This window comes from Azospirillum palustre, from assembly GCF_002573965.1.
In the GTDB taxonomy this organism is placed as follows: Bacteria; Pseudomonadota; Alphaproteobacteria; order Azospirillales; family Azospirillaceae; genus Azospirillum; species Azospirillum palustre.
Genome location: NZ_PDKW01000043.1, coordinates 895,718 through 919,388, shown reverse-complemented (window position 1 = coordinate 919,388; position 23,671 = coordinate 895,718). Strand labels below are relative to the sequence as shown.

Annotated in this window: 21 protein-coding genes and 1 tRNA gene; 5 read left to right on the top strand and 17 right to left on the bottom strand. The window is 65.7% G+C overall.

Going from position 1 to position 23,671, the window contains the following annotated elements; all coding sequences use genetic code 11:
• Window positions 1–195: 195 nt before the first annotated feature.
• Window positions 196–1,224, bottom strand: a complete 1,029-nt coding sequence (locus CRT60_RS26730) for a 2-hydroxyacid dehydrogenase (protein ID WP_244592772.1) — start codon at window positions 1,222–1,224, stop codon at window positions 196–198.
• Between the two features lie 108 nt (window positions 1,225–1,332).
• Between CRT60_RS26730 and CRT60_RS26725 the strand changes: the two genes are divergently transcribed.
• Both CRT60_RS26725 and CRT60_RS26720 read left to right on the top strand, forming a co-directional pair.
• Complete coding sequence (locus tag CRT60_RS26725; protein ID WP_098741041.1) at window positions 1,333–2,190, top strand: cell envelope integrity EipB family protein; 858 nt, start codon at window positions 1,333–1,335, stop codon at window positions 2,188–2,190.
• A gap of 163 nt (window positions 2,191–2,353) precedes the next feature.
• A complete protein-coding gene (locus CRT60_RS26720; protein ID WP_098739542.1) occupies window positions 2,354–2,581 on the top strand; it encodes a hypothetical protein in 228 nt (75 codons plus the stop codon).
• Between the two features lie 73 nt (window positions 2,582–2,654).
• Here the strand turns inward: CRT60_RS26720 and CRT60_RS26715 are convergent, their stop codons facing one another.
• Both CRT60_RS26715 and CRT60_RS26710 read right to left on the bottom strand, forming a co-directional pair.
• The gene (locus tag CRT60_RS26715; protein WP_098739541.1) at window positions 2,655–3,974 is read right to left on the bottom strand and encodes a replication-associated recombination protein A; all 1,320 of its coding nucleotides are present in this window, start codon (window positions 3,972–3,974) and stop codon (window positions 2,655–2,657) included.
• Between the two features lie 10 nt (window positions 3,975–3,984).
• A complete protein-coding gene (locus CRT60_RS26710) occupies window positions 3,985–4,350 on the bottom strand; it encodes a hypothetical protein (RefSeq protein WP_143273394.1) in 366 nt (121 codons plus the stop codon).
• A 124-nt stretch (window positions 4,351–4,474) separates the two neighbouring features.
• Here CRT60_RS26710 and CRT60_RS26705 point away from each other — a divergent pair, with 124 nt between their 5' ends.
• Window positions 4,475–4,747, top strand: coding sequence for a hypothetical protein (locus CRT60_RS26705; RefSeq protein ID WP_098739539.1), 273 nt, complete (start codon window positions 4,475–4,477; stop codon window positions 4,745–4,747).
• 28 nt (window positions 4,748–4,775) lie between these two features.
• Here the strand turns inward: CRT60_RS26705 and CRT60_RS26700 are convergent, their stop codons facing one another.
• From CRT60_RS26700 to CRT60_RS26660, 9 genes are all read right to left on the bottom strand, one after another.
• Window positions 4,776–5,354, bottom strand: a complete 579-nt coding sequence (locus tag CRT60_RS26700; RefSeq protein WP_098739538.1) for a YqaA family protein — start codon at window positions 5,352–5,354, stop codon at window positions 4,776–4,778.
• A gap of 151 nt (window positions 5,355–5,505) precedes the next feature.
• Window positions 5,506–5,934 (bottom strand): 50S ribosomal protein L17, encoded by a 429-nt coding sequence (gene rplQ, locus CRT60_RS26695; protein ID WP_098739537.1) that lies wholly within the window; start codon window positions 5,932–5,934, stop codon window positions 5,506–5,508.
• 161 nt (window positions 5,935–6,095) lie between these two features.
• The gene (locus tag CRT60_RS26690) at window positions 6,096–7,112 is read right to left on the bottom strand and encodes a DNA-directed RNA polymerase subunit alpha (RefSeq protein ID WP_098739536.1); all 1,017 of its coding nucleotides are present in this window, start codon (window positions 7,110–7,112) and stop codon (window positions 6,096–6,098) included.
• A 135-nt stretch (window positions 7,113–7,247) separates the two neighbouring features.
• Window positions 7,248–7,646, bottom strand: a complete 399-nt coding sequence (gene rpsK, locus CRT60_RS26685; protein WP_012974490.1) for a 30S ribosomal protein S11 — start codon at window positions 7,644–7,646, stop codon at window positions 7,248–7,250.
• 15 nt (window positions 7,647–7,661) lie between these two features.
• Complete coding sequence (rpsM, locus tag CRT60_RS26680; protein WP_012974491.1) at window positions 7,662–8,030, bottom strand: 30S ribosomal protein S13; 369 nt, start codon at window positions 8,028–8,030, stop codon at window positions 7,662–7,664.
• 282 nt (window positions 8,031–8,312) lie between these two features.
• Entirely contained in the window at window positions 8,313–8,789 is a 477-nt protein-coding gene (locus CRT60_RS26675; protein WP_244592771.1) for a tetratricopeptide repeat protein, read from the bottom strand.
• A 362-nt stretch (window positions 8,790–9,151) separates the two neighbouring features.
• The gene (gene fusA / locus CRT60_RS26670) at window positions 9,152–11,293 is read right to left on the bottom strand and encodes an elongation factor G (protein ID WP_098739534.1); all 2,142 of its coding nucleotides are present in this window, start codon (window positions 11,291–11,293) and stop codon (window positions 9,152–9,154) included.
• Window positions 11,294–11,522: 229 nt separating this feature from the next.
• Window positions 11,523–11,870, bottom strand: a complete 348-nt coding sequence (locus tag CRT60_RS26665) for a RidA family protein (protein ID WP_098739533.1) — start codon at window positions 11,868–11,870, stop codon at window positions 11,523–11,525.
• Between the two features lie 95 nt (window positions 11,871–11,965).
• Complete coding sequence (locus CRT60_RS26660) at window positions 11,966–12,727, bottom strand: trypsin-like serine peptidase (RefSeq protein WP_244592770.1); 762 nt, start codon at window positions 12,725–12,727, stop codon at window positions 11,966–11,968.
• Between the two features lie 87 nt (window positions 12,728–12,814).
• On the opposite strand from CRT60_RS26660, the gene CRT60_RS26655 reads away from it, so the two are divergent.
• Both CRT60_RS26655 and CRT60_RS26650 read left to right on the top strand, forming a co-directional pair.
• Window positions 12,815–15,082, top strand: coding sequence for a DNA topoisomerase (locus tag CRT60_RS26655; protein ID WP_098739531.1), 2,268 nt, complete (start codon window positions 12,815–12,817; stop codon window positions 15,080–15,082).
• Between the two features lie 54 nt (window positions 15,083–15,136).
• The gene (locus CRT60_RS26650; RefSeq protein ID WP_143273392.1) at window positions 15,137–16,402 is read left to right on the top strand and encodes a hypothetical protein; all 1,266 of its coding nucleotides are present in this window, start codon (window positions 15,137–15,139) and stop codon (window positions 16,400–16,402) included.
• 124 nt (window positions 16,403–16,526) lie between these two features.
• On the opposite strand, the gene CRT60_RS26645 is transcribed toward CRT60_RS26650, so the two are convergent.
• The 5 genes from CRT60_RS26645 to clpX form a co-directional block, all read right to left on the bottom strand.
• Window positions 16,527–16,601 (bottom strand) — tRNA-Val (locus CRT60_RS26645).
• A 104-nt stretch (window positions 16,602–16,705) separates the two neighbouring features.
• Window positions 16,706–16,978, bottom strand: coding sequence for an HU family DNA-binding protein (locus CRT60_RS26640; protein ID WP_012974523.1), 273 nt, complete (start codon window positions 16,976–16,978; stop codon window positions 16,706–16,708).
• A gap of 198 nt (window positions 16,979–17,176) precedes the next feature.
• Window positions 17,177–19,591, bottom strand: coding sequence for an endopeptidase La (gene lon, locus CRT60_RS26635; RefSeq protein ID WP_098739529.1), 2,415 nt, complete (start codon window positions 19,589–19,591; stop codon window positions 17,177–17,179).
• Window positions 19,592–19,797: 206 nt separating this feature from the next.
• Complete coding sequence (locus tag CRT60_RS26630; protein ID WP_161958125.1) at window positions 19,798–21,747, bottom strand: methyl-accepting chemotaxis protein; 1,950 nt, start codon at window positions 21,745–21,747, stop codon at window positions 19,798–19,800.
• 408 nt (window positions 21,748–22,155) lie between these two features.
• On the bottom strand, window positions 22,156–23,418 hold the full coding sequence (gene clpX / locus CRT60_RS26625) for an ATP-dependent Clp protease ATP-binding subunit ClpX (protein ID WP_012974526.1): 1,263 nt from the start codon (window positions 23,416–23,418) through the stop codon (window positions 22,156–22,158).
• Window positions 23,419–23,671 lie beyond the last annotated feature (253 nt).

Here is a 23,671-nt window from a genome sequence, read left to right as displayed (position 1 = left end):
GGAGATACCAAGCATTTTATGCATTTCCGGCGGATTGCGCCGGTGGATCATTCGGCAGGAGTGGAGCCTCTTTCCCACCAGACCGGCATCTTCTGCCCACTCCAATCGTTCGGGGCAGGAAATCCCTGCCGGGGATACCAGGCGGACGATGGCAGGGAGTGGAGGGCGGCCGGCAAAAGGCTCCCCCCCCTCCAGTCACACCACCCGGTCCGGCGCCGGCCGGCCGGCCGTCACCGCGTCGACATTGTCCAGCGCCTTGAACCCCATGGCGTTCCGCGTCTCCATCGTAGCGCTGCCCAGATGCGGCAGCAGGAAGGTGTTGGGCAGGTCGCGGTAGCCGGGATGCAGGTTCGGCTCGTTCTCGAACACGTCGAGCCCAGCCGCAGCGAGGCGCCCCCGCTTCAGCGCGTCGATCACCGCGCCGTCGTCCACCACGCTGCCGCGGGCGGTGTTGATCAGGATGGCACCGGGCGGCAGCCGCTCGATCCGGTCGGCGTTCAGCCAATGTCGGGTTTCCGCCGTGGCCGGGAAATGAAGCGACAGGACATCGCACACCGGCAGCATCGCCTCGGGTTCGGCATGATAGGTGGCGCCCAGCTCCAGCTCCGGGGCCAAGCGGCGGCGGTTGCTGTAATGGATCGTCATGCCGAAGGCGCGGGCGCGGGCCGCCACCGCCTGCCCGATGCGGCCCATGCCGACGATGCCCAGCCGCTTGGCCCCGACATGGGTGCCCATCAGCTGGGTCGGGGTCCAACCGGTCCAGGCGTCGGCACGGATCATCCGCTCGCCCTCCGAGGCGCGCCGCGCCGCGCCCAGCAGCAGAAGCAGGGCGATGTCGGCGGTGGCGTCGGTCAGCACGTCAGGCGTGTTGGTGACGGTCAGGCCGCGGGCGCGCGCCGCCTCCAGGTCGATGTGGTCGGTGCCGACCGAGAAGGTCGCCAGCACCCGGACGCCCTGCGGCAGGGCGGCGATGGCGGCGGCGTCCAGCCGGTCGCCGGCACAGCACAGCACGGCATCGGCCCCGACCTCCGCGGCGCGGGCGGCGATCTCCTGTCCGCTGAAGGCGCGGTCCTCCGGGTTGAGCACCGCCCGGTAGTCGCGCGACGCCCGCGCCTCCACCGCGTCGGGAAGGCGGCGGGTCAGCAGCAGCACAGGGCGCCCGGGGGAGCGGGAGACGGGACTGTCCGACTGCGTCACGGGCTGCACCTCGGCAGGGCTTGTCATTCCGGCGGTTCCCTTCCATTGATAGGACATTCGGGTGGCGGGCCTTTCGGACCGCGGCAAAAACACCCATACTCCACCAAGAGCCGTCAATCACCTGTGGATCCCGTCTTGCTCGACCGTCTCTCTGCCCTCCCGGCAACCGTTGGTGCGGTCTTCGCAGCCGCCGTTTCCGCCGGTGCGCTTCTCGCGGCCTCCCCTGTCCTGGCTCAGCCGGCCGCGACCTCGCTGGCGGCGGTGGCGGCCAAGATTCAGCCCCACCGGGCGATCTACGCCATGTCGCTGGGGTCGGCGCGCAACGGCTCCAAGGTCAGCGACGTCCGCGGCCGCATGATGTTCGAGTGGGCCGACGCCTGCGACGGCTGGACGACGGAGCAGCGCTTCCAACTGCGCTTCGTCTACAGCGAGGGCGAGGACATGGCGATGAACACCAACTACACGACGTGGGAGGCGAAGAACGGCCTGCGCTACCGCTTCAACGTCCGCAAGCTGGTGAACGGCGAGGTCGACGAAGAGGTGAGCGGCGAGGCGAACCTGAGCGAAGGCGGCGCCGGCACCGCCCAGTTCACCAAGCCCGATCCGCAGGAGATGGAGTTGCCGGCCGGCACCATGTTCCCGACCGCCCACACGCTGGCGATCCTGGATCATGCCGAACGCAAGGAGCCCTTCTTCACCCGCACCATCTTCGACGGCTCCGACGCGGAGGGCCCGACCGAGGTGTCGACCGTCGTCGGCAAGCCCGGTGCGCCGAAGGATTCGGCCAAGGATCCGCTGCTGAAGGTGGGCAAGGCCTGGCCGGTCCGCATGGCCTTCTTCCCGGTGCAGAGCGATTCGGCCCAGCCGGAATATGAGATGAGCCTGCATCTGCTGGAAAACGGCATCGCCGAGTCCATGCAGATCGATTATGGCGATTTCACCGTCAACGCCGTTCTGGAAAAGATCGAGGCTCTGCCGAAATCGGGCTGCTGATACGCCGGCCGGCCGTGACATTTCACCGTGCGTTTACCGGCCTGTGGGATATTCGACGGTTTCCCTGTTGATCGCGACATGTTGCTGCGCTTAACTGTCGGTTGAGTTTTGCGCAACAGGCCGGCTCCCCCATGGGTGACCGGCCGTCCGAGGGTTTTCCGTCATGAGCAAGAAGCATGTCCAAATCGGGCAGGTTTTCCAACCGGTCGGCAGCGCCGGCGGCCGCGGTTGGCGGGTGACGGCAACGGTCAACCTGCTGGGCATCCCCCACGCCCGCGTCGTCAGCACCGAGGACGAGGGCGTCTCGAAGACCCTGAGCTGTTCGGTCCTCGCCGATACCAGCCATTACCGCCTGATCGCCTCGGCTCCGGCCGATGGGATGGCGGCGTAAAAGCCATTTGATTTCGGGCACATCATTCGCCCTGTCCCGCGCGTCGGCGTAGGACGGGGCGAAAGTGCGTTCCCTATTCCTCTCCCCGCCGCTCGCGCAGCTTGGCCCAATAATCCAGCCGCTTGCGCAGATCGCGTTCAAAACCGCGCTCGACCGGTTGGTAGAACTCGCGCCGCGCCATCCCGTCGGGGAAATAATTCTGGCCGGAGAAGCCGTCCGCCGTGTCGTGGTCGTACTCGTATCCCTTGCCGTAGCCGATGGTCTTCATCAGCTTGGTCGGCGCGTTCAGGATATGCTTGGGCGGCATCAGCGAGCCCGTCTCTTTCGCCGCCCGCACCGACGCCTTGTAGGCGGTATAGCCGGCGTTCGATTTCGGCGCCGTCCCCAGATAGATGACCAGCTGCGCCAGGGCCAGTTCGCCCTCAGGGCTGCCAAGCCGTTCATAGGCCTCCCACGCGGCCACCGCCTGGGTCAGGGCGTTGGGGTCGGCCAGCCCGATATCCTCCACCGCGAAGCGGGTCAGACGCCGGGCGATGTAGCGTGGGTCCTCGCCGCCGTCGAGCATGCGGCTGTACCAATAGAGGGCAGCGTCGGTGTCCGACCCGCGCAGCGACTTGTGCAGCGCGCTGATGAGGTTGTAGTGCCCTTCCTGCGACTTGTCATAGAGCGGGGCGCGGCGCTGGATGGTGGCGGCGAGCGTGTTGGTGTCGAGTATTGTCTCACCCGGCAGCGCGAACAGCTCCTCGCACAGGTTCAGGCAGAAACGGCCGTCGCCATCGGCCATCGCCTTCACCGCGGCACGCGCATCGGCGTCCAGCGGCAGTGGCCGCCCCATCTCCGCCTCGGCCCGCGACAGCAGCTTTTCCAGTGCCGTGTCGTCCAGCCGGTTGAGCACGAACACCTGCGCCCGCGACAGCAAGGCGGCGTTCAGTTCGAAGGACGGATTCTCGGTGGTGGCGCCGACCAGCGTGACGGTGCCGTCCTCGACGAAGGGCAGGAAGCCATCCTGCTGGGACCGGTTGAAGCGGTGGATCTCGTCGATGAACAGCAGCGTCCCCTGCCCCGCCACCCGGCGGGCACGCGCGGCGTCGAAGACCTTGCGCAGGTCGGCGACACCGGAGAACACCGCCGACAACGGCTCGAAATGCAGGTCGGTGCTGTGGGCCAGCAGGCGGGCGATGGTGGTCTTGCCGCAGCCGGGCGGCCCCCACAGGATCATGGAGGCCAGCCGCCGCGCCAAGACCATGCGGCCCAGCGGGCCGTCGGGTTTCAGCAGATGGTCCTGCCCGACGACCTCGTCCAGCGTGCGCGGGCGCAGCCGGTCGGCGAGCGGACGGGGAGCCGCCGCAGAGAACAGCCCGGCATCCCCGCCCGACTCGCCGCGTTTCGCCATGATCGCCGCCTCAGCGCACCGAGGTGCAGCGCTGGTAGCACTGCCTCAGCTGATAGCTGCAATTGTCGGTCGGGCTGAAGGGGGTCGAGTCGGTGCGGTCGATGCCGCCCTGGTTGCGGGCCGCCACCGAGTCCATGCAGGAATTGTGGCTGCGCTCGCACTGGGCCTGGCAGGACGCGCCGGCACCGGTGCCCCCATCGATCCGCAGCGACTGGTCGTCGGCGCCGCCACGCGGGGTGGACGGTCCCGGAACCACGGTAACGGTGGGCGCCGGGCCGGCGGCAGGGCGCGAGGCCGGATCGGCGCAGGCCGACAGACCGAGCAGGGCCACGGCCACGAGCGGGGCAACGAGACGAACCGGACGGAACATAGCCACGACGGCTCCTATTGTTCTTGTTGTGGGAATGGCCTTTGGCATGACGGAATGCCACACCCCTCTGGACCATCCCCCATTCGGTCCCCACTATGCCGATAACCGTAGCAAGAAGGGAATGACTGAAATGACACCGGAATCGGACGGCAGACCGACACGCAACCCGGCGCGCCACCGGTCCTTGCGGCTGCTGCTTGCGCTGCTCGTCCTCGGCCTCGTCATGCTGGCCTCGCGCGTGCTGGCACTGCCCAACATCGGCATGGGCGAGATGATCGTGCCGCTGCTGGGCGGGCTGTTCGTGGCCGTCGCCATCGTGCTGATCGTGCGCCGCGACCGCGCCGACCGCGACGCCCTGCCCCCGTCCCGGCGCGACCGCCAGGACCAGGGCATGCCGGATTGATCGGCCTGGACCGATCTGGAGGGCTTGGTTAGACGAATTTGAAGCTGAGGAGGCCGCCGACCACCACGACCAGCAGGACGGTGGCCACCAGCATCAGGCGCTTTTCGATGATGTGCTGAACTTGCGGGCCGTAGAAGTGCAGCAGGATGGCGATCATGTAGAAGCGGGAAAAGCGTGCGACGATGGAACAGAGGATGAAGACCGTCAGGTCGAGATGGGCGAAGCCGGCGGTGATCGTCAGCAGCTTGTAGGGGATCGGCGTCACCCCCTTCAGGATCAGGAACCAGGGGCCGAACTCGGAGAACATCTCCTGGAAATGCTGGAACGACTCCTGCGCATTGTAGAAGTCGATGATCATCCGCCCGACACTCTCGAACAGATAGAAGCCGAGCGCATAGCCCAGCATTCCGCCCAGCAGCGACGCGAAGGCGCAGATGTTGGTGTAGAACCACAGCCTCTTCGGCTTCTCCAGGCACATCGGCACCAGCATCACGTCCGGCGGCAATGGGAAGAAGGAGCTTTCGGCGAAGGAGATCGCCGACATCCACCAGACGGCATCGTCGCGGGCGGACAGGCGCTGGAGGCGTGTGTAAAGAGAACGCAACATTTGACCGGCCACAAATGAGAAAACCCTTCCTCCGGCGAACCGGAGGAAGGGCCTAATATATCACCGATATCGGCGATCCCGTCCTGTGCGATACGGGCCCCTGGGACCCGATGCCGCACAGGGCGTGAGACCGGCGCGATTGCCGGTCATGTTACTCGGCGGTCTCGCCTTCGGCCTCGGCGACGTCCTGCGTCGGGCCGGAGTTCTGACCCTTGGCCGCAACGTCACGCTCGACCAGCTCGAACACCGCCATGTCGGCAGCGTCGCCGTAGCGGAAGCCGGCCTTCAGGACGCGGCTGTAGCCACCCTGACGGTCCTTGTAGCGGTCGGCCAGGACGGTGAACAGCTTGGTCACCGTCTCGTTGTCGCGCAGCTGGGCGAAAGCCAGACGACGGTTGGCCAGGCCACCCTTCTTGCCGAGCGTGATCAGCTTGTCGACGATCGGACGCAGGTCCTTCGCCTTCGGCAGGGTGGTGGTGATCTGCTCGTGCTTGATCACCGCGTTCGCCATGTTCGAGAACATGGCCTTGCGGTGGCTGCTGGTCTTGCTGAACTTACGTCCCGAAACGCCGTGACGCATGGCGGTCCTCCTTCATGGCATGGCCCCCCTCGGGGAGCCGATCGTGAACCCCGCCGCCCAGTCGTAATGCTGGTACGGCAGCCGGGTCGGGCCGTGGCGGCCCTGGGGAATGCGCCCCTCCCACCCGAAGGCGGGCGAGGCGCGGCAAAATGCTGAGATGCTTAGTACGGCTCTTCCAGACGCTTGGCCAGCTCTTCGATGTTCTCCGGCGGCCAGTTCGGGATTTCCATACCGAGGTGCAGGCCCATCTGGGACAGCACTTCCTTGATCTCGTTCAGCGACTTGCGGCCGAAGTTCGGGGTGCGGAGCATTTCCGCCTCCGTCTTCTGCACCAGATCGCCGATGTAAACGATGTTGTCGTTCTTGAGGCAGTTGGCCGAACGGACCGACAGTTCCAGCTCGTCCACCTTGCGGAGCAGGTTCTTGTTGAACGGAACCTCCTCGTGCTTCTCCTCGGAGACGGCGTGCGTCGGCTCCTCGAAGTTGATGAACAGCTGCAGCTGGTCCTGCAGGATGCGGGCGGCGAGAGCCACCGCGTCGTCCGGCTTGACCGAACCGTTGGTCTCCACCGTCATCGACAAGCGGTCATAGTCGGTGACCTGCCCGACGCGGGCATTGTCGACCTTGTAGGACACCTTGCGGACCGGGGAGAACAGGGCGTCGATCGGAATCAGGCCGATGGGCGCGTCTTCCGGACGGTTCTGGCTGGCCGGGACGTAGCCCTTGCCGGTCTCGACCGTCAGTTCCATGTTGAGCCGCGCGCCGTTGTCCAGCGTGCAGATGATCAGTTCCGGATCCATGACCTGGATGTCGGGACCGGTCTCGATCATGCCGGCCTTGACCTCGCCCGGGCCTTCGGCGCGCAGGCGCATGCGCTTCGGGCCGTCGCCGCCCATACGCAGACCCATCGTCTTGATGTTCAGGACGATGTCGGTCACGTCCTCGCGGACGCCGGGGATGGACGAGAACTCGTGCAGCACGCCGTCGATGTGGATCGACGTGACGGCGGCACCCTGCAGCGAGGAGAGCAGGATGCGGCGGAGCGCGTTGCCCAGCGTCAGACCGAAGCCGCGTTCCAGCGGCTCGGCGACCACGGTCGCGAAGCGGTCGGCGTCGTCACCGGGCTGGATGTCCAGCTTGCTCGGCTTAATCAGTTCCTGCCAGTTCTTCTGAAGCACGGATCGACCTCAAGATGCCATCGGGTGAACACGAACCCGCGGGGCCCGAGCCATTCCCATGCTGAGGGGGCCGCGATGGCTGCGGCCCCCTGTCCCGGAATGGCTGGTCCCCGCGGGTGCGGAAACAAAGCTAAATCAGACGCGACGCTTCTTCGGCGGGCGAACGCCGTTGTGCGGGATCGGCGTGACGTCGCGGATCGACGTGATCTGGAAGCCGATCGACTGCAGGGCGCGCAGAGCGGACTCACGCCCCGAACCCGGACCCTTCACTTCGACTTCCAGGGTCTTCATGCCGTGTTCCTGAGCCTTGCGGCCAGCGTCCTCGGCAGCGACCTGGGCGGCGTAGGGCGTCGACTTGCGCGAACCCTTGAAGCCCATGGTGCCCGACGACGACCAGGCAATGGTGTTGCCCTGCGCGTCGGTGATGGTGATCATCGTGTTGTTGAACGAGGCGTTCACGTGAGCGACGCCGGCGGTGATGTTCTTGCGCTCGCGACGACGCAGGCGCTGAGAAGCGGCGGAGGGCTTGGCCATTTTGCGTTCGTCCTCTTACTTCTTCTTGCCGGCGATCGGCTTGGCCGGACCCTTGCGGGTGCGGGCGTTCGTGTGGGTGCGCTGGCCGCGGACCGGCAGGCCCTTGCGGTGACGCAGGCCACGGTAGCAGCCCAGGTCCATCAGACGCTTGATGTTCATGGCGACTTCACGACGAAGATCGCCCTCGACGCGGTAGTCGGCGTCGATGGTCTCGCGGATCTTCAGGACTTCGTCGTCCGTCAGCTCGTTCACGCGACGCTCGGCCGGGATCTCCAGCTTCGCGCAGATTTCCTTGGCCTTGAAGGGGCCGATGCCATGGATGTAGGTCAACCCGATCTCCACGCGCTTCTGCGCGGGGATGTTGACGCCAGCGATACGCGCCACGTTACTCTCCTCAGTCTCGATATCTCAACGGCAGCCCGTCGGGCCGCCTACACACCGAGCAAATCCCGCCCGACACAAGACCGGGACCGGGAACGCACAATGTTACCCGCCACCCACGCAGGGCGGCGAGAGGGTGCGACTATAGGAAAACCCTGGAACTTGTCAAGGCCGATTACCGGCAGCACCCCGGCCGCCGATAATCGGCGGGCGCCGGAACCCGAACGACGATCGGGACAGGTTGCGACAAGGCCAGGACAGCGAACGAAAGACCCGGCATGACCGTTACAGATCGGTTCCCGCCCGGCGATTGCGGATCGCGTCGGCCTGCGCCCGAACCCGCGTCAGATGCGGATTGATCTTCAGCGCCGCATCGAAGGCGCGCAAAGCAGGCTTCTCGTCGCCCAAAGCCAGATACACCAACCCCAACTCCACCAGCGCCCCGAAGTGGCGAGGCTCCAGCGACAGCGCGTGATGCAGGTCCAACACGGCGCCGCGGTAGTCGCCCAGCATGTAATGGGTGGCGGCGCGCTTGTTCCACCCTTCCGCATAGGACGGGTCACGGGCGACCACGGCGTCGAAGGCGTGCAGGGCCGAATCGTAGTCTTCGCCGTTCAGGCTGTTCACCCCGGCGCGCATGTCGCGCACCATCACCGGGTCGGGATGATCGAGCCAGAAGTCCCAGATGTGCTCCTCCACCGATTCGGCATAGGTCGCGTCGGTGGTGGTGTTCAAAGCCTGGAAAAGACTGTCCAGACGCATGTTCCCCTGCCCTGCCCCGGCCGGCACTCCGAGGGTCAGCGTCAAAAGCACAGTCAAGGAAAAGAAGCGTCGAATCGTCATGCTCCAAATTTGGGCACGGATTCGACGAACTGCCAACTATTTTTTGGTTGCAAAACGATAATGAATTGGTCATTGGCCGCTGCCCCGGCGCCTTAGGCCGCCGACCTATGTCCCTTATGCCATCGGTGCAGAGGACGGGTCGGCCTGGAACGGACGGCCTTATGCTCCTGTTTCCATCCCCCGTCCCTTGAAACAGCGAACGGCCGGCGGATCGCTCCGCCGGCCGTCTGCTTTACCGGATGTCTCCCGATTGCCAGCCCCGAAGCGTCGGAGCCAGGGGATCAGGCGGCCTTGTTGCGGCCGGCCACGATTTCGTCGGTGACGTTGCGCGGCACCGGCTCGTAGTGGCTGAACTCCATCGTGTAGGACGCACGACCCGAGGTCATGCCGCGCAGCTGGCCGATGTAGCCGAACATTTCGTTCAGCGGGACATTGGCCTCGACGGCGATGTTCGAACCACGCTCCAGCTGGCCCAGGACGGTGCCGCGACGACGGTTCACGTCGCCAATGACGTCGCCCAGATAATCGTCGGGGGTGACGATCTCGACCTTCATCACCGGCTCGAGCAGGATCGGACCGGCCTTCGGCAGAGCCTCGCGGAAGCAGGCCTTGGCGGCGATTTCGAACGTCAGGGCGTTCGAGTCGACGTCGTGGTACTTGCCGTCCACCAGGCGGGCGCTGAAGTCCACAGTCGGGTAGCCGGCGAGGACGCCGTCTTCCTTCTGCATCTCCAGGCCCTTCTTGACCGACGGAACATATTCGCGCGGAACCGTGCCGCCGACCGTCTCGTCGAGGAACTCGAAGCCCTCGCCCCGCTCGCGCGGCGCGAAGACGATCTTCACCTCGGCGAACTGGCCCGAACCACCGGTCTGCTTCTTGTGGGTGTAGGTGTATTCGACCGGCTTGGTGATCGTCTCGCGGTAGGCGACCTGGGGCTTGCCCATGTTGCCTTCCACGCCGAACTCCGTGCGCATGCGGTCAAGCGTCACTTCGAGGTGCAGCTCGCCCATGCCGCGCAGGATGGTCTGGCCGGTTTCACGGTCGGTCTCCAGGCGGAGCGACGGATCGGCGCGGACCATCTTGCCGAGCGCGATCGAGAACTTCTCCTGCTCGCCCTTGGTCTTCGGCTCGACCGAGACGCTGATGACGGGGTCGGGGAAGCGCATGCGCTCCAGGATCACCGGCGCGGAGGCGTCGCACAGCGTGTCACCGGTCTCGGTCTCCTGCAGGGAGACGAGCGCGATGATGTCGCCGGCGCGGGCTTCCTCGATCGGGTTGGCGTCCTTCGCGTACATCTCGACCATGCGGCCGATCTTCTCGCGCTTGCCACGGGTCGAGTTCAGGATCGACATGCCCTTGGTCAGCACGCCCGAATAGACGCGGACGAAGGTCATCGAGCCGTAGGTGTCGTTCAGCACCTTGAAGGCCAGCGCCGAGAAGGGCGCGTCGTCGGAGCTGAGACGCTCGCCGTTCGGGTTGCCGTCCTCGTCCACCGTCTTGATCGCCTCGACGTCGGTCGGGGCCGGCAGCAGGTCGACGACCGCATCCAGAACCTGGCAGACGCCCTTGTTCTTGTAGGACGAGCCGCAGAGCACGGGCGTGAAGGCGCTGGTGATGGTGCCCTTGCGCAGGCAGGCACGCAGCACGTCGGGCGACGGATCCTCACCCGATTCCAGATAGGCTTCCATCGCCGCGTCGTCCTGCTCAAGCGCGGTGTCGACGAGTTCGGCGCGCAGGGCCGGGATGCTGGCGATGTTGTCCAGGTCTTCCTTGACGGTCAGGTTGAGCTTCTGGGCGAGATCGTCGGTGATCTCCCAGATCTCCCACTTGGCGTCCTTGTCGTCCGAGAACCAGACATAGGCCTTCATCTCGACCAGATCGACCATGCCGCGGAAATTGTCTTCCGAGCCGAGCGGGACCTGGATGCAGACCGGACGCGCGTTCAGGCGGGCCTTGATCATGCTGACGCAACGCTGGAAGTTCGCGCCCGAACGATCCATCTTGTTGACGTAGCAGATGCGCGGCACGTTGTAGTTGTCGGCCAGACGCCAGTTGGTCTCCGACTGCGGCTCCACGCCGGCGACACCGTCGAACACCACGACGGCGCCATCGAGCACACGCAGCGAACGGTTCACCTCGATGGTGAAGTCGACGTGGCCCGGGGTGTCGATGACGTTGATCTTCTTCTCGCGCCAGAAGGTCGAAACGGCGGCCGACTGGATGGTGATGCCGCGCTTCTGCTCCTGCTCCATGTAGTCGGTCGTCGTCGACGTCTTCAGATCCTTCGTCTCGTGGACGTCGATGATCGTGTGCTTGCGACCGGTGTAGTACAGAATGCGCTCGGTGGTCGTCGTCTTGCCCGCGTCGACGTGGGCGATGATGCCGATGTTCCGAATGTCAGACAGTGGCGTTTGGCGCGGCATGTTGCGGTTCCATTGCAGTAACGCGACAACCGAAGCGCGACCGTCAGGGGTCGTCCGCTTCGGCGGCAGAGGTTGGTCGGGGTTTTACGGGCGATCTGTTAAGGCGTCATTAACATTCCGTAAACCGACAAGCAATTTGTCGGAATATTGAAGCGCGCGGCCCTCACAGCGTTCGGGCCACGCCGGCATACCCCAACCGAGGCTGCCGGGTCGCCCCGTTTCCGCCGCCTTATTTAGCAGCGGTGACCTGAATTTCAACGAGATACTGGGGTGCGGCCAGCTTGGCTTCCACCGTGGCGCGGGCCGGCGGATTGGCCGGATCGACCCAGGCGTCCCAGGCCTTGTTCATCGCGCCGAAGCTGGCGATGTCGGCCAGATAGATGGTGGCCGACAGCAGCTTGCTCTTGTCGCTGCCCGCTTCCGCCAGCAGGGCGTCGATCTGGGCCAGGATCTGGATGGTCTGGCGCTCGACGTCGGGCGTCGGCTCGTCGGCGACCTGACCGGCGAGATAGACCGTGTCCTTGTGGACGACCATCTGGCTCATGCGCGGTCCGATGTGGAAGCGCTGGATCGACATGACGGAAAGACTCCGGGTTCCAAGGGCTGAAATAGATGCGGGTACGTCTATGCCATTCGGGGCCGCACGCGAAGAAAAAAATGCGCATCCGCCGCTCAGGGCTGACCCGCGGCGGAATCCTTCGCCAAAAGTGCGGCGAAATGCGCGGACGGGACCGCAAAATTGCGAACGACCGGTGCGTTTCCGGCGGCGACGCCGACTCCGGCGACCGCCCACCCCCCTCCGCTCGCCCTGCCATTAGCCCCGCCGCCGTCCGCCGTCCGCACCAGCAGCGGCCCGCCGCTGGTCCCGCGCGTGGCGTCGCAGTCGTGCACAAGAAGACCGCCGCTTTCCGCCAGCAGATGGCAGGCCCTGTCGGCCATCAGGATCTGCGCCCGGTCCTGGCTGTAGCCGCCGAGCATCAGCGGCGTGCCGGGCCGCAGCGGCGCCACGCTGACGGGGAGCGGCGGCACCTGATCCGGTGCCGGCTCCGCCAGGGTCAGAACCGCCCAGTCGCCGCCGAGCATGGGCGTCGCCGCCGCGGGGTCGTAAGCGGGGTCGGTCTCCACCCGCGCCACCGTGACATGGCGGGTGAAGTCGCCGCGGTCATAGCCGAACAGGACATGCAGCGACGATGCCTGGAGGAAGCGCCGGGTGCGCGGATTGAACAGGCAATGGCCGGCGGTCACCACCGTGCGCCGGCCGACCAGCGCCCCGGTGCAGCGTCCGGCCAGATTGGTCTGCACCCGCACCACGCTGCGCCAGGGATCGGCGGCGGCATCGACCGGCGCCCGCCGGTCGCCCGGACCGACGCCGGGCAGCAGCGGCCGCTCGGCATGGGCCGCGGGCACGCCGGCCAGCATCGTCAGGCCGGTCAAGGCTGCGGCAACGGCGCCGCGCCGAAAGCCATGCCGGCCGCGTGCATGTTCTTGCTCCGTTTCCTTCAATCCCGTATCCTCCGGCGCATGGCGACGCTGATCATCACCGAGAAATCCAGCCAGGCGAAGGACCTGCGCGCGGCCCTGGGCGACCGCTACGGCCGCATCCTGCCGGCCGAGGGCCATCTGCTGCGACTTGCCGAGCCCGACGAGGTCGATCCCGCCTGGAAGCGCTGGTCGCCGACCCTGCTGAAACCGGACGGACTTTATCCGACCCGGCCCGATCAGGGCGGCAACAAGGCGGCGAAGCTGCAGGCGATCACCGCCGCGCTGCGCGGCTGCGACGAGGTGATCCTCGCCACCGACTGCGACCGCGAGGGCCAACTGATCGGCCAGGAAATCCTGGATCATGTCGGCTATCGCGGCAAGGTGCGGCGCGCGCTTTTCACAGCCCAGGACCCCAAGACCCTGCGCGACGCCTTCGCCACGCTGAAGCCAAACGACAGCATGCGGCCGCTCTACGAGGCCGCGGTGGCGCGCCAGCAGGCCGACCAGATCTACAACCTGTCGCTGACCCGCACGGCGACCAAGACCCTTCTGGCCCCCGGCACCCGCGGCGTCATCGGCATCGGCCGGGTGAAGACCCCGACTCTGGCCATCGTCTGCCTGCGCGAGCTGGAGATCCGCAACTTCAAGCCGGAGGATTATTTCGAGGTGGTGGCCACCGCCACCGTGGCGGAGGGAAGCTTCCAGATGCGCCACGCCCCGGCGCCGAAGGACCGCATCAAGGACCGCGCCGCCGCCGAGGCCATCGCCCGTGCCGCCGACAATCACCGCGGCCCGCTGACCGTGACGGTCGAGGAGAAGCGGCAGGCGCCGCCCAAGCTGTATGACCTGCCCTCGCTGCAAAAGACCTGCGGCCAGCGCTGGGGCTGGACCGCCGACCGCACGCTGGCGGTGGCGCAGGAGCTGTATGACGGCGAAGGCAAGAAGCTCATCACCTATCCGCGCGCCGAGGCGCGATACCTGTCGGAGAATCAGATCGCCGATGCGCCGACCATCGTCGGGGCACTGACGCGGCTGCGCGGCTTCGCGCATCTGGACACCCACATGGATGTTCGGCGCCCGGTGATCCGCAAGGGCAAGTCCGGCCATTTCTGCGACAAGGCGCTGGAAGGCGTGTCGCACCATGCGGTGATCCCCAACGTCAATGTGCTGGACGATCTGGAATCGCGGCTCTTCCGGCTGACCGATGACGAGAAGCGGCTGTTTGCCCTGATCTGCCGGTCGTATCTTGCGGCGGTGATGCCGGATTACGAGTATCGCCAGACCGGCGTCACCATGCCGGTCCCGGTGCCGACGCCTGGAGGAACCAAGCCGGTCGCCTTCCGGGCCGTCGGCCGCATCCCGTTGAAGCTGGGCTGGAAGGCCGCCTTCGGCTCGGCTGACTCCGATGGCAAGCCGGAGGAGGAGGCCGAGCAGACCCTGCCACCGCTGACCGACGGCGAACCGGCGACCTTGAGCGATCCCAAGGTGGAGGCCAAGCGCACCCAGGCGCCGCCACGCTACAACGAAGGCACGCTGGTCGATGCCATGCAGAACGCCTGGAGGTTCGTCGAGGACCCGGCCCTGCGCGACCGGCTGAAGGAGGCCAAGGGCATCGGCACCCCGGCCACCCGCGCCGAGGTGATCAAGGGTCTGCGCAAGCAGAACCTGCTGGGGGCGGACGGCAAATGGCTGGTGCCGACCCCGGCCGGCCTGCATCTGTTCGAGACCCTGCGCGCCGCCGCCCCGACCCTGGTCGATCCCGGCACCACCGCACTGTGGGAAATGAAGCTGGACGAGGTGGTGACCGGCCGCGCCGATTTCCGCCGCGTGATCGATGCCATCGCCGGCGAGGCCGACCGGCTGATCGGCGCGCTGGTCGGACAGCGCGGCACTGCGCTTGACCTCGGCCTGCCCGCTGCCAAGGTTCGCTTCACCCGGCGAGGCACGACGACGGCAAGGAGCAAGACAACCCGCAGCGCTCCGGCGGCCCCCGGTGACGCAGCGAAGCCTGTGCGCCGGCGAGCGCGAAAAGCCACGCCATCCACCGACGGGGAGACTGTAACGTCGAAGCCGCGGCGTACCCGCAAGGCGAAGGCCGATGGCGGTACGCCGCCGGTTGCCGCGGTTGCAGACAGTGTCCCGGTTGCCGAGGCGCCCCTCTCCGACGCACGGCGTCGGCGCGAGCCGACCGAGCGCATGGTGGCCTTCGCCCGCAGTCTGGCCGAACGCAAGGGCATCGCCCTGCCTGACCCGTGCCTGCGTGATTTCGACCAATGCCGCAGCTTCCTGGATCAGCACGCCCGCTGACTGCGCTTCAATGGCCGCGCAAGGGGTTGTCAATTCACTTCAATTTGCGCGCTTTTGGCGATTTTTGCTGCTGTCATTGCGCCTTTTTGCCGGCGATCCTCATGGACTGATCAATCATTGATGGGTGCTTCCATGAGGATTTCCAATCGGGCTTCGCGCCCTGTCATAGCCGCCGCGCTGACGCTGGTTGCAGCAGTCCCTGCACTTGCCCAAAGCCTGCCGGGCTATGGCGGCGCCAACGTGACACAATGCATTCCCTTTGCGAATTTCCAGCCGGTGTCCTTCACCGATCCACCGAAGCTCAATTTCAGCATCGCCGGCGACAGCACCATCCACACGGTGACGATGGACACCGGTTCGGTCGGCGTCGCCATGTCGGCCACCAACATCCCGAACTATGAAACGCTGAAGACCGCGCCCGGGGCCATGCCGGGAACGCAGTTCCTGTCGAGCAGCAAGGTCCTGTGGGTTGGCACCTGGGTGCCGATGACGGTGACCCTGTACGATCGCACCAACGCCAAGGTCGCGACGTCAGAGGTTTTCATTCTCGGCGTGGAGAAAGCAGGGACCTGCGACAGCTACCAGCGCGACCAAAAGATCTGCCCCGATCTGCCTGCGCCGGCCAAGCCGGTCCTGTATATGGGCGTTGGCTTCGGCCAGGAGGCGGATTTCCAGCCGCAGGGTACGCCGGACAAGAATGTCCTGCTGAACCTGCGCAGCGTGAATGGGCAGCCCATCGCCGACGGTACGCTGAACGCCGGCTACATCATCGGGCGGCAAGGCATTCAGGTCGGTCTGACCGCCGACACCACGTCGGGCTTCCGCTTCGCCAAGCTGGCCCCTTATGCGCAATATCCCGGCGACTGGATGATGCCGCAAGGCTGTATCACCGTGAATCCTGAGGTGAACCGCGACGCCAACGGCCCGATCTGCACATCCGCCGGCATCCTGGTGGACACCGGCATTCCGCAGAGCTACGTGACGCTGCCGCCGACGATCCAATTCCAGACAGTGGATCAGGCCGATCTGAGCGAGCCGACGAAAACGGTGAAGGTGCTGGCCCCCGGAACCTCCGTGGCCGTCAACATTCCGAATGCCGCCGATCCGGTCGCCATCGACGCCTTCATCATCGGCGCCGGCGCGCCGAACGAACCGGCGCAGATGATTCCCTCCAGCACCGAGCCGTCCCCACCCGCCCCCAAGAAGGCGCCCTTCATCAACACCGGCCGCCATTTCCTGCGGCAGTCCCAGTTCCTTTACGACGCCAAGCAAGGCTATGTCGGTATGAAGGATCAGCCGAACCCCTGCGGCGAGCAGTGACCGGCCGGAGGAGCGTCATGTTGGGCGCTCTCCACCACGGGAGTCTGGTACCCGGTTGCCGCCCGGAAACGGCAAAAGCCCCTCCGAGGGGGCTCTGACACGGCAGCTAAGTCATTGAAAAAATTGGTGGGCGATGAGGGGATCGAACCCCCGACATTCTCGGTGTAAACGAGACGCTCTACCGCTGAGCTAATCGCCCGAACCGGACAAGCCTTCGCACTCAAAGGCGAGCCGGCCGGGTGGGTGCCCGGCCGGCCGCACTATGCCCTGAGCGGGCCAAAAACTTCAAGCGCTGAGAGGCGCTTAGTTCAAGGCGTCCTTCAGAGTCTTGCCGGCCTTAAACTTCGGCTGCTTGGACGCCGGGATATCGATCTTCTCGCCGGTGCGCGGATTGCGGCCTTCGGTCGCGGGACGCTCAGCGACCGCGAAAGTGCCGAAGCCGACCAGACGGACCTCATCACCGTTCTTCAAGGATTCGGCAATGCTGTCGAACACGGCGTCGACGGCCTTCGTGGCGTCGGTCTTGGACAAACCGGACGCTTCGGCAACATGCGCCACGAGATCGTTCTTGTTCACGCAATCCCCCTTCGAAATTCAGCAAATACTGAAAGACAAAAGCCGCCCCAGGACTTTTCGTCCACGACTTTTTGGAAGCAAAGGATAAGCACAGCGCTTGCCGCCCGTCAATTCCCGACGGGCGGCAAAGCGGCTCTTGTCCCAAAAGTCACGCCAACGGGTGGCGGTCACGATCCGATCGCGACCGCCGGTCCCGGATCAGTGACGCAGAGCGTCGCCGTCGGCACCCTTCTCCTGGGCCTTCGCCGCGGCGGCATCGACCTCCGGCTCGGTCCACTCGATGGGCTCCAGCGGACGGACGAGCGCGTTGCGCAGCACCTCGTCCACCGTGCCGACGGGCATGATCTCCAGCCCGCGCTTCACGTTGTCCGGGATGTCGGCAAGGTCCTTCTCATTGTCCTTCGGGATCAGCACATGCTTGATGCCACCACGCAGGGCGGCCAGCAGCTTCTCCTTCAAGCCACCGATCGGCAGCACCCGGCCACGCAGCGTGATTTCACCGGTCATCGCCACGTCCTTGCGCACCGGAATGCCGGTCAGCACCGAGACGATGGAGGTGGCCATGGCGACACCGGCCGACGGGCCGTCCTTCGGCGTGGCGCCTTCGGGAACGTGGACGTGGATGTCCTTCTTCTCGAACAGCGTCGGCTTGATGCCAAAGGCGATGGCGCGCGACTTGACGTAGCTCTCGGCCGCCTGGACCGATTCCTTCATCACGTCGCCCAGCTTGCCGGTGGTGGTGACGCGGCCCTTGCCGGGCAGGCCGACGGCCTCGATCGACAGCAGTTCGCCGCCGACTTCGGTCCAGGCCAGACCGGTGGTGACGCCCACCAGATCCTCCAGCTCCGCCTCGCCATAATGGAAGCGGCGGACGCCGGCATACTTGTCGAGGTTGCGGCGGGTGACCGCGACCTTGGCGTTGCCGCCCGACTTCAGCAGGATCTCCTTCACCGCCTTGCGGCAGAGGTTGGCGATCTCGCGCTCCAGCGAACGGACACCGGCTTCCCGCGTGTAGTAGCGGACCAGATCGCGCAGCGCGTCGTCGGAGATGGTGAACTCGCCCTTCTTCAGGCCGTTCGCCTCGATCTGCTTCTCGATCAGGTGGCGCTTGGAGATCTCGACCTTCTCGTCCTCGGTGTAGCCGGCGACGCGGATGATCTCCATGCGGTCCAGCAGCGGCTGCGGCATGCGCATCGTGTTGGCCGTGCAGACGAACATCACGTCGGACAGGTCGTAATCGACCTCCAGGTAATGGTCGTTGAAGGTGCCGTTCTGCTCCGGATCCAGAACCTCCAGCAGGGCCGACGACGGGTCGCCGCGCCAGTCGGCGCCGAGCTTGTCGATCTCGTCCAGCAGGAAGAGCGGGTTGGAGGACTTGGCCTTCTTCATGCCCTGGATGACCTTGCCGGGCATCGAGCCGATGTAGGTGCGGCGGTGGCCGCGGACCTCGGCCTCGTCACGGACGCCGCCCAGCGACATGCGGACAAAGTTGCGGCCGGTGGCCTTGCCGATCGACTTGCCGAGCGAGGTCTTGCCGACGCCGGGCGGCCCGACGAGGCAGAGGATCGGACCCTTGACCTTGTTCATGCGGTTCTGGACGGCGAGATACTCAAGGATGCGCTCCTTGACCTTCTCCAGACCGTAATGATCGTCGTCCAGCACCTTCTGGGCCAGCTTCAGGTCGCGCTTCACCTTGGTGCGCTTCTTCCACGGAATGGACAGCATCCAATCCAGGTAGTTGCGGACCACGGTGGCCTCGGCCGACATCGGGCTCATCGACCGCAGCTTCTTCAGCTCGGCGAGAGCCTTCTCGCGGGCTTCCTTGGAGAAGCGGGTCTTGTTGATCTTCTCTTCCAGCTCCGCCGATTCGTCGCGGCCGTCCTCGGTCTCGCCGAGTTCCTTCTGGATCGCCTTCAACTGCTCGTTCAGATAGTACTCGCGCTGGGTCTTCTCCATCTGCCGCTTGACGCGGTTGCGGATGCGCTTTTCCACCTGCAGCACGCCGATCTCGCCCTCCATGAAGGCATAGACCCGCTCCAGACGCTCCGACACGGTGGCGCATTCCAGCAGCTGCTGCTTTTCCGGAATCTTCAACGCCAGATGCGACGCGACGGTGTCGGCCAGCTTGCCGGCTTCCTCGATCTGGTTGATCGAGACCAGCACTTCCGGCGGAATCTTCTTGTTAAGCTTGATGTACTGCTCGAACTGGGAGACGACGGCGCGGCTCAGCGCCTCCAGCTCCTGGTTCTCGCCGGTCTTTTCCTCGACCAGCTCGGCCTGGGCCTGGAAGAACTCCTCATTGTCGGCAAACTTGGTGATGGCGGCCCGCTGGCCGCCTTCCACCAGCACCTTGACGGTCCCGTCCGGCAGCTTGAGCAGCTGCAACACGGTGCCGACGGTGCCGACGCTGTAGATGTCGGCCGGAGTCGGATCGTCCTGCGCGGCGTTCTTCTGGGTGACGAGCAGGATCTGCTTGTCATCCTTCATCACGTCTTCCAGCGCGCGCACGGACTTCTCGCGCCCGACGAACAGCGGCACGATCATGTGGGGGAAAACCACGATGTCGCGCAGCGGCAAGACCGGGTAGAGGGCACCACGGGAGAGTTCGATCATGGGCAGGGCCTCAATGAATGGATCGCCGCCAGCCCGGACTGGGCCTGACACAGCCCCCGCCTCGGGTTGAGCGCGGGGATCGCCTACGGCACCAGACTAACGTGGCACACGGCCCTGCGGCCTTCAAGGGGCTGACAACCCCCAAGGGCGGTTTCCAAGCCGCAACCTGGCAGGAAACCGCCGCTTCCCTCCCCGTTTTTGCCGGATCAGGCGGTTTTGAGGCGGTTCACATAGCCATCGACGGTCGTACGCAGGGTTCCGGCCTCATGCGACAGGCCGCGCGACGCGGTCAGCAGCTCTCCGGACGCGACGCGCGTGCTTTCGGCGGTGGAAGCGACCTGTCCGATGCTGCCGGACACCTCCACGGTGCCCTGGGCGGCGGCCTGGATGTTGCGGGCGATCTCGCGGGTGGCGGCATTCTGCTGCTCCACCGCGGCGGCGACGGCCGACGCCGCCTCGCTGATCGCGGCGACGGTGCGGCTGATGGCGTCGATGGCGGTCACGGCACTGCCGCTGACGTCGCGAATCTCCCCGACGCGAAGCTGGATGTCGTCGGTGGCCTTCGCGGTCTGACCGGCCAGATTCTTCACTTCGCTGGCGACGACGGCGAATCCCTTGCCCGCTTCGCCGGCGCGGGCGGCCTCGATGGTGGCGTTCAGCGCCAGAAGATTGGTCTGAGACGCGATGGAGCTGATCATATCGACCACCGAGCCGATGCCGGCGGCACGGTCGGCCAAGGTCGCGACGATCCCGGCCGTGCTGCCGGCCTCGCGCACCGCGTCCTGGGCGATCCGGGACGCGTCGTCGATCCGGCGGCTGATCTCGCCGATGGAGGATTGCAGTTGCTCCGCGGCGGTCGCCACCGTCTGGATGTTGCCGTTGGCCAGTTCCGATGCGGATGCCACGGAGGATGAGAGGGACGAGGCGCTTTCCGCGGCCGACGACAGGCGTTCGGAGTTGCTGCGCACGGAGTTCGCCGTGGCGGACAGATGCCCGACCACCGATTCGAGCTGCGCCACGAAATCCTGCGTCGCCCGTTCCATGGCACGCCGGTTCTCCTCGCGCTGCTCCAGCTCCGTCCGGCGGCGGGCTTCGGCGGCGTCGGCCTCGCGGGCGCTGGTTTGCAGCACGTCGATTGCCGCGGCCATCTCGCCGATTTCATCCGAGCGGTTCCGGTGGAGAACGTCGAGATCACGCCGCCCGCCGGCAATCGCACCGACAATCCGGGCCAGTTCGACAATCGGGCGCGAGGCCCGGCGCGTGATCGCAACCGCCACACCCAGCAACGCGCCGAGCCCGGCGACGATGATTGCGGCCGCCAGCATCAGATGACGCAGAGCCGAGGCATGATGGCTGTCCGCCAGTTCCCGCCCGACGGTGAAGCCGGCATCGCGGATCGCCAGGAGGTCCTGCAGCAGGGGCGAGGCCGAGCGGCGCCATTCCGCACCGTCCAGATCATAGGACTTGCCGGCCCGCGATGCGGTCAGAACGCGGGTCTTGAAACCGCCGAAACCCTGAATATAGCCTTTCCGGGCAGTCTCCAGCGCCGTGCGCAGGGCCGGCTCCATCTCGCCGGTGACGATATCGTCCTCGACCGACTCCCAATTGGCCGAGATCCGTCCCTCCAGCGTCATCGCCTCCGCTTCGGCTTCCGGGGTCATCGGCTTGCCGGTTCCGAGTGCGCGGAGATAGAGGACCGACTGCTGGCCGGCCATCTCCCGCAGTTGGGCGGCGCGAACTGCGATATCGGCCCGGTCGCCGACGGTCGAATCGAGGTCGTTCAAACGATGGCCGAGACGGTTCATCGTCACCCCGACCTGGCTCGTGACCTTGACCATGCCGGCGAAGAACTGCGCCGAGGCATCTGCCGGGCGGCCGGACCGGTCCTTCACCAGCCAGCCGTCGACCTGGGTACGGACGGTCGCCAGACTGTTGCCCAAGGCAGCGGTCTCGTCGGCGGACTTCGGGTCGCCCAGCGCCTTGGCGGCGGCAACGTAGCGGGCGAGCGCGGCGTCGGACTGCGCACGGGCCTTCTTGAGGGAGTCCCGGCCGGCGTCATCGATCGCCGCCCCTGCCGTCAGCGGCAGGTTGACGACGCCGCGCTCGAGAGCCATCGCCTCGTTCACAGCGGTGGCGGCACCGAGGACGTCGACCACGTCCCTGGCTGCTGACGCCCGGCCGGCCGAGTTGATTTCCTGCACTGCAAGCCAAGTGGCCGGGACCGACGCGACCACTCCGACGCACGCCAAGCAAACGTAAAGGAAACTGCGTATTTTCATTTCCCGCCCACCACAATATTCGTACGCAAACAATGGATAGCGGAGATGCCAAGCCTGTAATGAAGGCAGCCCACCCACCCTACCCGATGTCTCGGCACCCAGATTAAGGCTTTATCTTTTTATATTCGTTAAACTTGCTGAATTAATTCGCTATTTCGGCGGTTTACATCAGACGAGCCCAGTGCAGAGAATGGTTTTATTGGGATATGCGGCAGCAATCGGAAAAAGAAAAAGGGACGCCGAAGCGTCCCTTTTTTGATATCCGCACCGGGAAAACCCAGACGGTTATGCACCGGGCGCTTCGCTGCGCCGTTCCGCATGAACGTAGAGCGGCTTGGCACGCCCTTCGACCACTTCCTTGTTGACCAGGATGCTCTCGATGCCGGTCAGGCCCGGCAGATCGAACATCGGGTCGAGCAGGATGGCTTCCATGATCGACCGCAGGCCGCGGGCGCCGGTCTTGCGGGCAATCGCCTTGTGGGCGATGGCGCGCATGGCGTCCTCGGAGAACTCCAGATGGACGTCCTCCATCTCGAACAGGCGCTGGTACTGCTTGACCAGGGCGTTCTTCGGCTTGCTGAGAATCTCGACCAGGGCCGCCTCGTCCAGATCGGACAGGGTGGCCAGAACCGGCAGGCGGCCGATGAACTCGGGGATCAGGCCGAACTTCAGCAGATCCTCGGGCTCGACCTCGTGCAGGATCTCGCCGGTGGCGCGTTCGTCGGCGGAGCGCACATCGGCGCCGAAGCCGATGCTGGTGCCCTTGCCGCGTTGGGCGATGATCTTGTCCAGGCCGGCGAAGGCGCCGCCGCAGATGAACAGGATGTTGCTGGTGTCGACCTGCAGGAATTCCTGCTGCGGATGCTTGCGCCCGCCCTGCGGCGGAACGGAGGCGACGGTGCCCTCCATGATCTTCAGCAGGGCCTGCTGCACGCCCTCGCCCGACACGTCGCGGGTGATCGACGGGTTGTCGGACTTGCGGCTGATCTTGTCGACCTCGTCGATGTAGACGATGCCGCGCTGCGCCCGCTCGACATTGTAGTCGGCGGCCTGGAGCAGCTTGAGGATGATGTTTTCGACGTCCTCGCCGACGTAACCGGCTTCGGTCAGCGTCGTCGCATCGGCCATGGTGAAGGGAACGTCGATGATGCGGGCCAGGGTCTGGGCCAGCAGCGTCTTGCCGCAGCCGGTCGGGCCGATCAGCAGGATGTTCGACTTCGCCAGTTCGACGTCGTTGTGCTTCGTCCCGTGGGCGAGGCGCTTGTAATGATTGTGGACCGCCACCGACAGCACGCGCTTGGCGTAGGACTGTCCGATGACGTAATCGTCGAGCACCGCATGAATGTCGCGCGGAGTCGGAACCCCGTCGCGGGACTTCACGAGGGTCGTCTTGTTCTCCTCGCGAATGATATCCATGCACAGTTCGACGCATTCATCGCAGATGAACACCGTCGGACCGGCAATCAGCTTGCGGACCTCGTGCTGGCTCTTGCCGCAGAAGGAGCAGTAGAGCGTATTCTTCGAATCGCCGCTGCTGGACTTGCTCATCGGTACTCCGTCATCTCGCGGGAGGCGTGGCCCCTGGGGCCATGCCCGTTCGCGGCGCCCCCCGACGCCGGTCCTACTCAGGTTATCGCGGACGGCGTCCGCGACAAGGTCATGCGCCGTTTTGGCGACGCATCACGATCCGCATAGCCGGGTCCCTTGCGAGACTCTCCCCATTCGGGACCGGTTCCTTGTCGGAACCGGTCCATGACCGGATCGTGTCACTGCCATTCAACAACAGCGTCACGACCCGATC